Origin of the sequence: Myroides fluvii, from assembly GCF_009792295.1 — a bacterium.
Classification (GTDB): Bacteria; Bacteroidota; Bacteroidia; order Flavobacteriales; family Flavobacteriaceae; genus Flavobacterium; species Flavobacterium fluvii_A.
Genome location: NZ_CP039934.1, coordinates 3,566,702 through 3,579,119, shown reverse-complemented (window position 1 = coordinate 3,579,119; position 12,418 = coordinate 3,566,702). Strand labels below are relative to the sequence as shown.

Sequence of the window (12,418 nt, the reverse complement as noted above, 5' to 3'; positions counted from 1 at the left end):
TGTAGGATGTGACCCTTCGTTGCCTCAGGGTGATTACTGTGTGTGCTCAACACTCGTCAATCACTCCCCGTCAATCACACTCCGTCATGTCATTTCGACGAAGGAGAAATCGCATCTGTTATTCAACACCCGTCAATCAACAATCAACGCTCGTCACTCAATGCCGTCTTTCAAAGCCTTGTAGGATGCGACCCTTCGTTGCCTCAGGGTGACATGATGAGCGTGGGTAGTGAACGGGATACCGGATGGTTATTAGGGTAATTGACAGATGCATTTTTTGAGTGATGATCCGTTTTTCAATTGAAATAAATCCTACTTTTATAGGAACAGTTGGTTTTGTAAAACCAGGGTTAGTTTCGCGCGAGGAAAAGAAGAAGTAGAGGTGGTTGTGTGTGGACCCGTTCCGTTGGCGACATGGGCACAATAACCCGATGAATTTGATTGACCCAACGGGGATGAGTGAAGAGGATTCAACAGGGAAAGATGATTGGTTTGTTCAGAGAGAAACAGGTGCAGTTGTTTTTGTACCTAACCAATCAACTTTAACGCAGGAAACTGCAGATGGTATTGGAGTTGGTGATGCTACTAAATTTGATAGATTAGGCGCAGATGATATGTTTGGAGATAATTATCCACGAGCTTCAAGTATTCAAAAGACAGCCAATAAATATGGTGCAGCACCAATTGAAAACCCTGAGAGTTTTATGAGTAGTGTAGGATATGCAAAAGCTGAAAGTGTTAGAATAATGGAAACAGAATACACAACTGGGGGAAGGATGGGAGCAGAAAATTTTAAAAATATAACTCCTGGATTGAAGGAGATAGGAGAAAGTAAACTTACCTATGCAAATAAAACTGATTTGAATCTGAAGAATATAATACGTGAAACAAGTAATTCTGGGCCGTCTTCTAGTACTAAAAGTATAACATATGATTTAATAAAGCCATATGGACAGAGTAACAAAGTAACAGCGGAATATTATTCTAATAAAAGTAGAGACTATGGACAAGGAGCTACATTTTTAGAAAATGCGATTAAAGTAATTAGAGCAGCATTAAAAAAATAATCATTATGAAAAACAGTATTATATTATTTATTTTCTTTTTTGTTTTTGTAGGATGCAAAAAAGAGCTTTCTTTTAATGAAGAATCAGTGAAAAGAATGAATAAAAGTTACTTAGAATATAAAAATGAGTACGATTCATTGATGGTGGATCATTTTCCAATAGCACTTAAACGTTTTGAAAATTCTTTGAGTTCCAACACTGACGTTAGAAAGAATAATATTGGACTTTATTTATATCAATATAATATACCGAAAACAGAAATCGACTCAATTGTGAGTTATTTATCAGAAAGAGGTTATAGAGATAAATATAATTCTAAAGAAGATTGTTTGTTTAAGGTGAATCCTTTTGAAACAATTGAGTCACTTGAAAGTTACGATAAACCAAAACTAAAAGAAGGTATTGAAATTGAAAAAAAATGTTACAGCAATAAATTGCCTATTCCTAATTTTGTTGATTTTCAACAGGATAGTAAGATAGATATTTGGAAAGATGATGAATTTGATATCTATGTATTTGAAGCAGAGAAAGGGATTTTTTATAAAGGATTAGAAATAGCTTCTGAGCAGATGCCAAAAGAATGGGGAAATGGTTATTCAAAAGGAATGGCAATAAGTCAACAACACAAAATTGTAATATATTGGATGGTTATTTGGTAATGGAGAAACCCGATTGCCCAGATTCAGCTAAAGCCTCGGGAACGATCCAGTCGCATAAATTATAAAGAAGAAAAACTCGTTAGTCTTTCGATTAGCGGGTTTTGTCTTTTATAGCGTATTCCCAAACACTCGTCACTCAACGCCGTCTTTCAACGCCTTGTAGGATGCGACCCTTCGTTGCCTCAGGGTGATTACTGTGTGTGGGTACTGTGTGTGGGTACTGTGTGTGCTCAACACTCGTCAATCAACACTCCGTCAATCACTCCCCGTCATGTCATTTCGACGAAGGAGAAATCGCATCTGTTATTCAACACCCGTCAATCAACAATCAACGCTCGTCAACCATTGCTCGTCTTTCAACGCCTTGTAGGATGCGACCCTTCGTTGCCTCAGGGTGACATGACGAGTGTGGGTAGTGAACGGGATACCGGATGGTTATTAGGGTAATTGACAGATGCATTTTTTCAGTGATGATCCGTTTTTCAATTGAAATAAATCCTACTTTTATAGGAACAGTTGATCTTGTAAAACCAAGGTTGAGTTCGTGAGAGGAAAAGAAGAAGTAGAGGTGGTTGTGTGTGAACCCGTTCCGTTGGCGACATGGGCACAATAACCCGATGAATTTGATTGATCCAACGGGGATGAGTACTGATCCAACAGAGCATGGTAATTTTTAAAATGGAGATGTTCATAACGATAATAGTACTGGAAGCTGGACATTTAACAAAGGAATGTGGCATGATAACTCGGGAGGAGAAAATAATTTTATTCCAGAGATTGTAAATGAAAAACTAAAAGAATAATTAAAATGGGAAATTATTTTTTGTCAATTCTTTTGATAATAGGAGGATTATTATTTTTTATCATGACGCTAATAGATGAGAAAAATAGAGATAAGGCTTTGACAACAAGTTATGTAATGCACTTAAAAGGATATTTAGGAGGAATTGGTCTTTTTTTGATGGGAATAATAATGTTATATAGATGTTTTTTTAATTAAAAACTTAGCTTGATTAAAAAACATGGATTAAAATCTAATTGTAAGTGCTTTAAGTCTTGGTTACCCTAATCGCGCAGACTTAACTTCGTTCCATGTTTCTTTGTCGTAAGATACATCTAGTGAAATAACGAGCGTTGAGTGACGGATGCGATGCTTCCTTCGTCAGCATGACCTACTGGGTGTGGACCTGTTGGCGGAGAAAATGCTAGCTATATAGAAGATAGTATGGCTTTGGGTGGAGATGGGATGAATAAAGTTATTCCTGGTCCTAAAAATGATTTAGGGAAATAAATTCTTAGGCAAGGAGCCTCTTTAAAGCTTAAGATAATTGAAAACGAAGTTTAAAAAGGAAATTAATGGAATTAGTTTATTCTATCCTATGTATTTTAGGAAGTAGTTGGTATTTAGCTTATTTATTTATAAAAAAAACAAAGATTATGATTTTTTGGATAAGTCAATGGAAATACGTGGATATTTAGGAGGAATTGGTCTTTTTTTGATGGGAATAATAATGTTATATAGATGTTTTTTTAATTAAAAACTTAGCTTGATTAAAAAACATGGATTAAAATCTAATTGTAAGTGCTTTAAGTCTTGGTTATCCTAATCGCGCAGACTTAACTTCGTTCCATGTTTCTTTTTCGTAAGATACATCTAGTGAAATAACGAGCGTTGAGTGACGGATGCGATGCTTCCTTCGTCAGCATGACCTACTGGGTGTGGACCTGTTGGTGGAGAAAATGCCATTTAAAAGGATATAGGAGGGGAGTACTTATCTTAATAGGATTAGCTATACTTTTAAAGAACTTTATTTAGTAAGAAATAATAAGCTTAAAAAACTGTTTTGTAGTATTTAATAAGCAAATAAAAAAGGATGCTCAACTTCCTAGCAGATTAAAAGGATTTTATCAGAACGGTTCAAATTTTCTTCATGCGGTGTCATATAGCATAAACCCCGTTTGAAGGGTATTTAAACGGGGTTCTTCAAGTAACCTGTTCACCCTAAGCTTCCGAACCACCAATATAACTACTCTTCTATCGGTTCTTTCAGTTGTTGAAAAGTATTAACCGCTTCTAGGATGTTGTGAATATCTGTGGAAGTGAGCAGTAATTCATCTTCGTTGTCTGTACAATGTTGTACATAGTAGTAAAACAGTTCGTTGATGCTTTGGGCATAGGCTGAGAAATTGGCATTTTGCTCATAAAGAGCTTGTAAAATCGCTAAGTTGTGAAGATCTATAGCCGATTGACTTTGTAGTAATAGAAGATTACTCATAATTGAAAGATTTTAATATAAACACGTACAGATTAGGTGTCCTAACGTTTACACATCATTTGTTTACGCTTGCGGTCGTTTCCAATACCGCCACTCTGCCATACGAGTAAAATTTTTTATCCTCTTTTGATGTTGTGTAGTTTAATAGAAACTGTAAAATAAAGTGTTTTTATGCTGAATAACAAATGTAAGTGATTGAAAATCTGTGTTTTATTTGGTTTGTAAACGAGATTTATAGTTTGTGTTTGTTTTATTTAGGGTTTATAGTGAACCATTTACGGTGTGAATTAGGCTACGTACAGAAGAAAATAAAATACAAAAAGAGTATCTTTAGCAAGCCCCCAATTCATATAGTTAGATAAAAATTCACCTGTGTATACCAGAATTTTTTTGTTGATTATTTTTATACTATGCCAGCGTATAGATGCACAGCATAAAAAAAGCTACATTTTTTTTGAAGCTGATCCGGCAATAGAAGTTAAATTCTTTGCTAAAAAGAACAGGAAAAGTAAGGAAGTTGAACCAATAGAACGAAATCTCTTTATGTTCAACAATCAAAACCCTTGCTGGGTAGAGTTTGATACTAAATTAATCGCAATAGACTTGAGAAGGTATAAAAAGGATGCTTTTTTTAATGTGAAGTTAGAGGTAAATAAAGAGTCAACGGGTATTGTTTATAAATACAAAAGAGGAGATGTCATTCGCATAGACGATAGGTGTAAGAGTGAACAATGTAATGTTTTAACCATTGAGTTTCCTCAAATAATATCCCTGGAAAACGGATATCACACGATAAGTAATGATGTTTTTACAAAGTATATTTTGGACTAAATTGGGTAATGCGATAGGACTTAACTTAAATACGTATAATGAAGAGTATTAAATTACTGAGTTCTCTCATAATTATGGTTGGATTACTATATTTTATCATTGATCAAAGTAGAAGTTTTTATAAATTGGAAGATGGTAAAGAAATAACTGTATGGAAAAGAATTGGAGGTAAATGCTATGTTGTTCCATATAACTATTTTGGGATAAGTAAACCAGTAGATTGTTATATAGAGACTGTTAATACAGAGGGTTTTACCTTGTTGTGGTATCGCGGAAAATTAATTGCTGATATTGATTCTACTGCAATGATAATTAGTGAGAAAGGTTGTGGATTGGAAGATTATAATGATAATAAGATGCGAAATGATTCACTTTTTTTATGGAATGATGGAGGAAGTTTTAAACTTAGATCAGATATAAACTATTTAAGTGTTTATATTTTGGATGGATCTATTTATTATAATAAATAAGGCGCGACAGGAAAAAGTATTGTAGAAGCATTGATACAAGCTATGCTAGTATCATTTAATATCAATAGAAAGAGCAATCCTATTTTACATAGAAAGATAATGAGTAAACGTGTTGTATTTAAATTGAGTAAAAAAGATATTAGTTGTCTTATTTTGCTCTTGTTTGTGTTAATTACCGTAGGGATTTTATTTATATCATATCCTTCTATTTTTACTTCTTCTGTTGTTCGAAGTGAGCTTTTTATTCGAATAGCAGGAATCCTGATTAGTTTTTTTTCAATCCCTCTTTTTATTGGATACGTGCTGCTTTTATTTGAGGAGGATGGACTAATTGTGTCGAATGAAGGCCTGATTAATAACACGAATTTGATAAATATAGGTCAAATAGCATGGAAAGATATTACATCAATAAAGACTAAAAAAATTAAAAAACACACTTTGCTTTTAATTTTCGTAAAGGATGAAAGTAAATATTTGAAGAATAAAGGTTTATTGAAAAAAATCAATGCTTTAGGATATAAAAGTTCGTATGGAACGTCTATTGTTATAGAAACAAAGCATGTACTTTGTACGCTTGAAGAATTGAAGTTGACGCTGCGTCAACATGTTAGCGTTGAGTAGCTTCCTTTCGATGTAGTGAAGCAATAAACCCTAACGAAAGAAAGTCAGGGTTAGGTTGTTGTAAAAAGACGATTAAAACAGTCAACTGTAAACCGCTAGGTCATTTGCCCCTAGCGGTTTTTTTAATGCGCTATTTTAGATCAGCAATAGAAGCTCCAAAGTTGATGTGCAATACATTGCCATTGGATAAAACTAAAGCAGGTACAGATTGCACTCCTGCGCGTTCTGCTTCCTGTACTTTTGCAGGTTCTTCTCCCAAGTGAATAATTTCGATGGGATAATCAGCAATTAAGTTAAGAAGGTCTTGTTCAGCACTGACGCAAACAGGACAACCCGCATGGTAAAAAGTTAGTTGTTTCATTGTATATCATTTTATAAGTAAATATTGTAGGGTAAAAGTAGTTGGACTGTTGCGGTTTTGAATGGTACAGGATCAGAATATCTGGATGGTCCAGGTTTTTTTGTGAGGTTTATCTCATTGGTTAATATTTATCTCATTAGGTTTATGTTTTATCTAACCGAGTTTATATTTTGTTTTGGAGTTCGATGAATATATCTCACTTATTCTATATTTGTTTTAGTGTTCGATGAATCTTCACTACGTTACGATTTTCACTGCGTTACGATTTTCACTACGCTACGATTTGTGCTTTGTAGAGCATTTACAACTTCACAAAGAGCAAAAGTATGACGTGAGCGCGGGATGCGACCCCTCCTAGCGTCGGGGTGACATACTGTGGGGAAGCAGTGAGGTTTGTTATTTGTCAGATTCTATGCCTCACAAATAACAAAAACCTGGACCACCTCTAAAATCACAATTCTGTATCATGTTAGTCCTCCAGAGAGGCTGTATGTTTGTACTAGATTAGTTAACGGTTAACGGTTAACAGTTAACGGTGAACGGTTAACAGTTAACGGTGAACGGTTAACAGTTAACGGTGAACGGTGAACGGTGAACGGTTGATAGTTGATGGTTGATGGTTGATAGTTGATAGTTGATGGTTGATGGTTGATAGTTGATAGTTGATGGTTGATGGTTGATGGTTGATGGTTGATAGTTGATGGTTGATAGTTGATGGTTGATAGTTGATGGTTGATGGTTGATAATTTTTCTGATTGAAGGATATATTTTCTTTCATCGAAAATTAGACGAAAAGGCAACTTGCGAAAAAGCAAATCGAAACGAAGTGGAGATTCATCGAATACCAAAATAAAATACCAATTCGATGAGATAAAAAAGCAAATTTAACAGTTAATTTTTCTGATTGAAGGATATATTTTCTTTAATCGATAATCTGGCGAAAAGGCAACTGGCGAAAAAGCAAATCGAAACGAAGTGGAGATTCATCGAATACCAAAATAAAATACCAATTCGATGAGATAAAAAAGCAAATTTAACGGTTTACAGTGAACCGTAAACGGTCCACTGTAAACTAAAAATCGGTTCCCTGGCTGAGTGGTAGGCCTGGTTACGCAATAACCAGTAGGTTGGTTCGAATCCAACGGGAACCTCTAATTAGTTAACCGTTAACGGTGAACAGTTAACAGTTATCAGTTAACAGTTATCAGTTAACAGTTATCAGTTAACGGTTAATTTTTCTGATTGAAGGATATATTTTCATTCATCGAAAATTAGACGAAAAAGCAACTGGCGAAAAAACGAAAAAGCAAATTTAACAGTTAACGGTTAATTTTTCTGATTGAAGGGTATATTTTCATTCATCGAAAATTAGACGAAAAAGCAACTTGCGAAAAAACAAATCGAAACGAAGTGGAGATTCATCGAATACCAAAATAAAATACCAATTCGATGAGATAAAAAAGCAAATCTAAAGGTTGTCAGTGAACCGTAAACGGTCCACTGTAAACTAAAAATCGGTTCCCTGGCTGAGTGGTAGGCCTGGTTACGCAATAACCAGTAGGTTGGTTCGAATCCAACGGGAACCTCTAATTAGTTAACGGTTATCAGTTAACAGTTAACGGTGAACAGTTAACGGTTAATTTTTCTGATTGAAGGGTATATTTTCATTCATCGAAAATTAGACGAAAAAGCAACTTGCGAAAAAACGAAAAAGCAAATTTAACAGTTGACGGTTAATTTTTCTGATTGAAGGGTATATTTTCATTCATCGAAAATTAGACGAAAAAACAACTTGCGAAAAAGCAAATCGAAACGAAGTGGAGATTCATCGAATACCAAAATAAAATACCAATTCGATGAGATAAAAAAGCAAATTTAACGGTTAATTTTTCTGATTTAAGGAAATTTTCTTTCATCGAAAATTAGACGAAAAGGCAACTGGCGAAAAAGCAAATCGAAACGAAGTGGAGATTCATCGAATACCAAAATAAAATACCAATTCGATGAGATAAAAAAGCAAATTTAACAGTTGACGGTTAATTTTTCTGATTGAAGGGTATATTTTCATTCATCGAAAATTAGACGAAAAAACAACTTGCGAAAAAGCAAAAAAGCAAAAAGCAAAAAGCAAAAAAGTAAAAAACCTTCTTGTCATCTGCTGTATTCCATCAGCAAGCTGTCATTTTTTTAGTTGATCGCAGCAGATACAAAGAAGGGCAATCATTTAAAAACAACGATCCCATGAAATTACATCGAGAAGGAAAAGGTCCTATTGCCGTTGCAAGTTGCGTTTTTTTATTGTGCAATGGATTAGCTTTTGTTTTAATTAGCAATAGCCTGTGGTATATACAAGGGTTTGTACTCGTATTGACTACCGTTTTATTGGGGTTAGTTTTCTTTTTCTTTCGCATACCCAAACGAGTGTTGAACATAGATGACGCTTGTATCCAAGCGCCTTGTGATGGTACCGTAGTGGTCATTGAAGAGGTAGAGCCTGATGAGTATTTTACCGAAAAACGCCTGCAGATATCCGTGTTTATGAGTGTGCTCAATGTACATGTCAATTTGAATCCCATTGCAGGTGAAGTGGTGTATAGCTGTTATCACAAAGGGAAAAATTTAGTGGCTTGGCATCCCAAATCCTCTACTGAAAATGAGAGACACAGCGTGGTTTATCAGCATGCAAATGGAAAAGAAGTATTGGCCAAGCAAATTGCAGGAGCTTTAGCTAACCGCATAGTAAACTATTTAACATGTGGAGAAGTAGCCAATCAAACAGAAGAAATGGGGTTTATAAAGTTTGGATCGCGTGTAGATTTGCTCTTGCCTTTGGATTGTGTCGTAAAGGTACAGCTTGGAGATAAAGTACAAGGTGGCATCACAACATTGGCTCAATGGCCATGAGATTACGGTAGCTGTTCTTGTAGACATTCCCCAAGTAGACGTACTCCTTTTTCCAACTCTTCCATGGAAAGCGTACCAAAACTCAAGCGCAATCCATCCGCAGCAGTAGGCGTACGATAATAGTCGTTCGGATTAACCAATTGCACGCCTTTTGTAGCTAAACGCTCAATTAAAAGTGCATAATCTACGGCGTAGTTGGGTTTTATCCAAAAGGCTAACCCACCATCTGGAATGGTAAAGGTTACATTATCAGTTAAGTACTGCTGAATCAAGGCCTGAGTGAAATCTCTTTTCTCCTTATATAAACTTGTCGCTTTTTTAATATGTTTCTTTATCAGGCCGTCTTCAATTAATTGGAGGACGGCTTGTTCCATGATGCGATCTCCTTGAATATCAATAATTTTTCTCAGCTGGCTAATCTTGTCAATTAAGCTGTTGTGACTGGTAACCAAGAAACCCACGCGAAGTGCTGGTGCAACAACTTTGCTCAGCGTGCCAATATACACGTAGTTTTCGAGTTCTGCATAGCTGCACAAAGGCAATACAGGACGGTAGGTATAATGGAATTCGTTGTCATAATCATCTTCAATGACGGTAATATTGTATTCATTAGCGAGCTGAACAAGTGCTAAGCGTCGCTGTAAACTAAGTGTTACCGTGGTTGGAAATTGATGGTGGGGCGTAAGGTAAACCGCTTTAATGGATGGGTTCTGTTGGAGCTGTTGTCTCATCGTGGCTACGCAGATTCCCTCCGCATCTACTGGAATGGGAATTAGCGTGGCACCAGCATGTTCAAAGGCATGCCAAGCCGATTGATAGCCTGGGTTTTCCACTAATATAGCATCCCCTTTTTGAAGCAAACATTGGGCTACCAAATAGATCGCCATTTGCCCCCCACGCGTAATGCAGACGCAATCCTCTTTGACATGCATCCCCCTTTGGTGGTTGAGCATATGGGCAATGTGTTGAATGAATCGCTTATCTCCTAAAGCATCGCCATAGCCCATCATTTGCCATTTTGCATTGCGATTGAAAATTTGCCGATAGGCACGTGCTAACTCTTTGACAGGTACAATTTTACTATCGGGATATCCATTGTCAAAAACAAGAGGTAAGGGTGGTTGTACCTCTGCTATTGTACCGCCTATCATGGGAGATTGACGCCTGATTGGTTTGGATTGAGGAATGGCTTGGGCAATGAAAATACCTTTTCGCTCGACGGATTCTAACCACTCTTCATCCAATAGAACACTCAATGCCTTGACAAGGGTATTGCGATTGACCTTTAGCATTTCCGCCAAAGTACGTGTACTGGGTAAAATATCTCCCTTTTGCAATCTCCCTTGTTGAATAGCCATAATTATAGCATCTGCTATTTGCAAGTAGAGTGATTGATCAGAAGAAGGATCTAAGCGAATTTCTAATTTCCAAAGCCTTTTCATATGGACTATTTATTGGGGTTTATAAATTAGTTATAGGTAGTCCAAATATAAGCAATATTACCCGCTAAAATCGGTTTGTACGAAATAAAAGAATCCGCTCGATGAACAGGAAACTATTGCATGGTATGCGCTAGTTCAATTAGTTTGATGCAAGTTTTGTAGTTGCGCGTCGTTGCAATAAGGTCCAGTTTTTGTTCAAAAAGGGCATTGGTTATTTTAGTGCGGCCATAGCCTTGAGTAGCGACTAAATAAGCAGCGGAATCCGAAAAAGCCAAACGTTCTTCGGGTGTTACTTTTTCGAGAATTTGAGCGTTGTTTGGAGTCGTTGGTATTGAATCAAAAAAGCTAATGTACAGTTGTGCTTGTTCTTCGGCTTGTGTAAAGGGGCATTGGTTGACGATCGATTCAAATGTTGTTGCAGATAGGGTAAGTACTGGTACAACTAGGCCTAGTTCTGCTTTGATGGCATGTTGTATGCGATTGGAAAGGTGTTTCTCATCTAGCTCCTCGGACTGAAAGAGGAGATTTCCACTTTGAATATAGGTTTGGACTTGAGTGAAGTTTAAATTCGAGGCGAGCTGTTTCAAAACCTCCATTTTAATTGTGTTTTTACCACTTACATTAATGCCTCGAAGTAGAGAAATAAAGGTTTGCATAGGATGGGTTTAAAAAGGATATAATTAACGCGAGCATTATCGCATACAAAGATAACGTATCTGTGTAGTAGTTGGATACCTCGTTTTTTGTTTGTTGCGAAAGAAAATCGAATGAAAGGTGTCATTCATCAAAATAAGTAGACCAGTGGTCAAAGAGATGCGGTTTCTTGAGGAATTAGGAATTGCTTTGCACCAAAATCAAAAGAATGAAGATACGTTTAGTTTTAGTTTGTTGTGCTTTCCTACTGGGGATGGTAACCATGTGGTCTCAAGAAAAAATAAGAGGAGAATTTAAGGTGGATTATGTGCCTTTTTCCAACTATGTAAGGCCAATAGATAGTGTAAAAACACCTTCAAAGACCGATTTTAGAAGGGTAGAGGTCAACGTGGAGATTCCGTTATCCTTAACGATGGATAAGCGAAATAAACCCCGTATTTGGTCTATTGTTGCTCAAGGAGCTTATGCACAAATGGAACATAAGTTGTATGAAGAAGAGCTGTTTCCGACTGAATTGTTGAATGCGCAGGTGGGGTTGAAACACTTTCGTTCGATTAGTGATTCCTGGTCGATGTTAGTTATGGCCACCGTTGGGGTATACACGGATATGGAGGTAATCAATAGCGAAGCTATTTTGGCCCAAGGAGGTGTTTTTTTTATTAAGCATTTCAATGATAAAGTAGCTTTAGGGGTTGGACCTGTGCTGACCAATAGTTTTGGAGTTCCCATGGTATTACCAGGAATTTATTTTAATTGGGAGACCCAGGGTGATTTTTACGTGCATGTAGCCTTCCCACAAGGGGTGGAATTGGGATATAAAGTCAACGAAATGACAGACGTAAAACTAGCAGCCGATTTGCAAGGGATGACCGCCGTAATTAAAAAAGACGACAAGAATATGTTGTTGGGGTTTCAACAAATTGTTGCGGGACTCCGACCGGAGTTTAAATTGAATGAGCACCTGACTTTATCTCTAACGGCAGGTAGTTCGCTTGTGCGTTCTTTTTCGTATAATGAGCGCAAAATCAAAAATATATTCAAAGAGAAAAAAGAGGCTGATCCGCGATTTACCAGTACGTTTTATGGCGCTGTTAAATTGCGCTGGGCCCTGTAGGGGCGAATGGCTATTCGCC

At 36.6% G+C, this 12,418-nt stretch carries 13 protein-coding genes and 2 tRNA genes; 10 read left to right on the top strand and 5 right to left on the bottom strand.

The window, feature by feature from the left end; genetic code table 11:
* Positions 1–431 precede the first annotated feature (431 nt).
* The 3 genes from FBR08_RS15775 (at position 432) to FBR08_RS15765 (ending at position 2,726) form a co-directional block, all read left to right on the top strand.
* Positions 432–1,067, top strand: coding sequence for a hypothetical protein (locus FBR08_RS15775; protein WP_158963806.1), 636 nt, complete (start codon positions 432–434; stop codon positions 1,065–1,067).
* Positions 1,068–1,072: 5 nt separating this feature from the next.
* Complete coding sequence (locus tag FBR08_RS15770) at positions 1,073–1,726, top strand: hypothetical protein (RefSeq protein ID WP_158963804.1); 654 nt, start codon at positions 1,073–1,075, stop codon at positions 1,724–1,726.
* An 808-nt stretch (positions 1,727–2,534) separates the two neighbouring features.
* Complete coding sequence (locus tag FBR08_RS15765) at positions 2,535–2,726, top strand: hypothetical protein (RefSeq protein WP_158963802.1); 192 nt, start codon at positions 2,535–2,537, stop codon at positions 2,724–2,726.
* Between the two features lie 1,027 nt (positions 2,727–3,753).
* On the opposite strand, the gene FBR08_RS15760 is transcribed toward FBR08_RS15765, so the two are convergent.
* Entirely contained in the window at positions 3,754–4,002 is a 249-nt protein-coding gene (locus FBR08_RS15760; RefSeq protein ID WP_158963800.1) for a hypothetical protein, read from the bottom strand.
* A 372-nt stretch (positions 4,003–4,374) separates the two neighbouring features.
* Between FBR08_RS15760 and FBR08_RS15755 the strand changes: the two genes are divergently transcribed.
* The 3 genes from FBR08_RS15755 to FBR08_RS15745 all read left to right on the top strand — a co-directional run bounded on the left by FBR08_RS15755 (position 4,375) and on the right by FBR08_RS15745 (position 5,924).
* Positions 4,375–4,833, top strand: a complete 459-nt coding sequence (locus tag FBR08_RS15755; protein ID WP_158963798.1) for a hypothetical protein — start codon at positions 4,375–4,377, stop codon at positions 4,831–4,833.
* 74 nt (positions 4,834–4,907) lie between these two features.
* Positions 4,908–5,303: a hypothetical protein gene (locus tag FBR08_RS15750; protein WP_233266142.1), complete on the top strand. Its 396-nt coding sequence runs from the start codon at positions 4,908–4,910 to the stop codon at positions 5,301–5,303.
* 99 nt (positions 5,304–5,402) lie between these two features.
* A complete protein-coding gene (locus tag FBR08_RS15745; RefSeq protein ID WP_158963794.1) occupies positions 5,403–5,924 on the top strand; it encodes an STM3941 family protein in 522 nt (173 codons plus the stop codon).
* Positions 5,925–6,054: 130 nt separating this feature from the next.
* Here the strand turns inward: FBR08_RS15745 and FBR08_RS15740 are convergent, their stop codons facing one another.
* Positions 6,055–6,285, bottom strand: a complete 231-nt coding sequence (locus FBR08_RS15740; protein ID WP_158963792.1) for a thioredoxin domain-containing protein — start codon at positions 6,283–6,285, stop codon at positions 6,055–6,057.
* 571 nt (positions 6,286–6,856) lie between these two features.
* Positions 6,857–7,063: a restriction endonuclease gene (locus FBR08_RS15735; RefSeq protein WP_158963790.1), complete on the bottom strand. Its 207-nt coding sequence runs from the start codon at positions 7,061–7,063 to the stop codon at positions 6,857–6,859.
* Positions 7,064–7,366: 303 nt separating this feature from the next.
* Between FBR08_RS15735 and FBR08_RS15730 the strand changes: the two genes are divergently transcribed.
* From FBR08_RS15730 to FBR08_RS15720, 3 genes are all read left to right on the top strand, one after another.
* Positions 7,367–7,436 (top strand) — tRNA-Ala (locus FBR08_RS15730).
* A gap of 365 nt (positions 7,437–7,801) precedes the next feature.
* Positions 7,802–7,871: transfer RNA gene (locus tag FBR08_RS15725), tRNA-Ala, on the top strand.
* A gap of 655 nt (positions 7,872–8,526) precedes the next feature.
* Positions 8,527–9,189, top strand: coding sequence for a phosphatidylserine decarboxylase family protein (locus FBR08_RS15720; RefSeq protein WP_158963789.1), 663 nt, complete (start codon positions 8,527–8,529; stop codon positions 9,187–9,189).
* 2 nt (positions 9,190–9,191) lie between these two features.
* Here the strand turns inward: FBR08_RS15720 and pdxR are convergent, their stop codons facing one another.
* Together pdxR and FBR08_RS15710 are read right to left on the bottom strand one after the other, a co-directional pair.
* Positions 9,192–10,631, bottom strand: a complete 1,440-nt coding sequence (gene pdxR, locus FBR08_RS15715; protein ID WP_158963788.1) for a MocR-like pyridoxine biosynthesis transcription factor PdxR — start codon at positions 10,629–10,631, stop codon at positions 9,192–9,194.
* Between the two features lie 113 nt (positions 10,632–10,744).
* Positions 10,745–11,287, bottom strand: a complete 543-nt coding sequence (locus FBR08_RS15710; RefSeq protein WP_158963787.1) for a DUF1697 domain-containing protein — start codon at positions 11,285–11,287, stop codon at positions 10,745–10,747.
* 206 nt (positions 11,288–11,493) lie between these two features.
* On the opposite strand from FBR08_RS15710, the gene FBR08_RS15705 reads away from it, so the two are divergent.
* Positions 11,494–12,399 carry a DUF6268 family outer membrane beta-barrel protein gene (locus FBR08_RS15705; RefSeq protein WP_158963786.1) on the top strand — a complete coding sequence of 302 codons (906 nt, stop codon included), beginning with the start codon at positions 11,494–11,496 and terminating at the stop codon, positions 12,397–12,399.
* Positions 12,400–12,418: the final 19 nt, after the last annotated feature.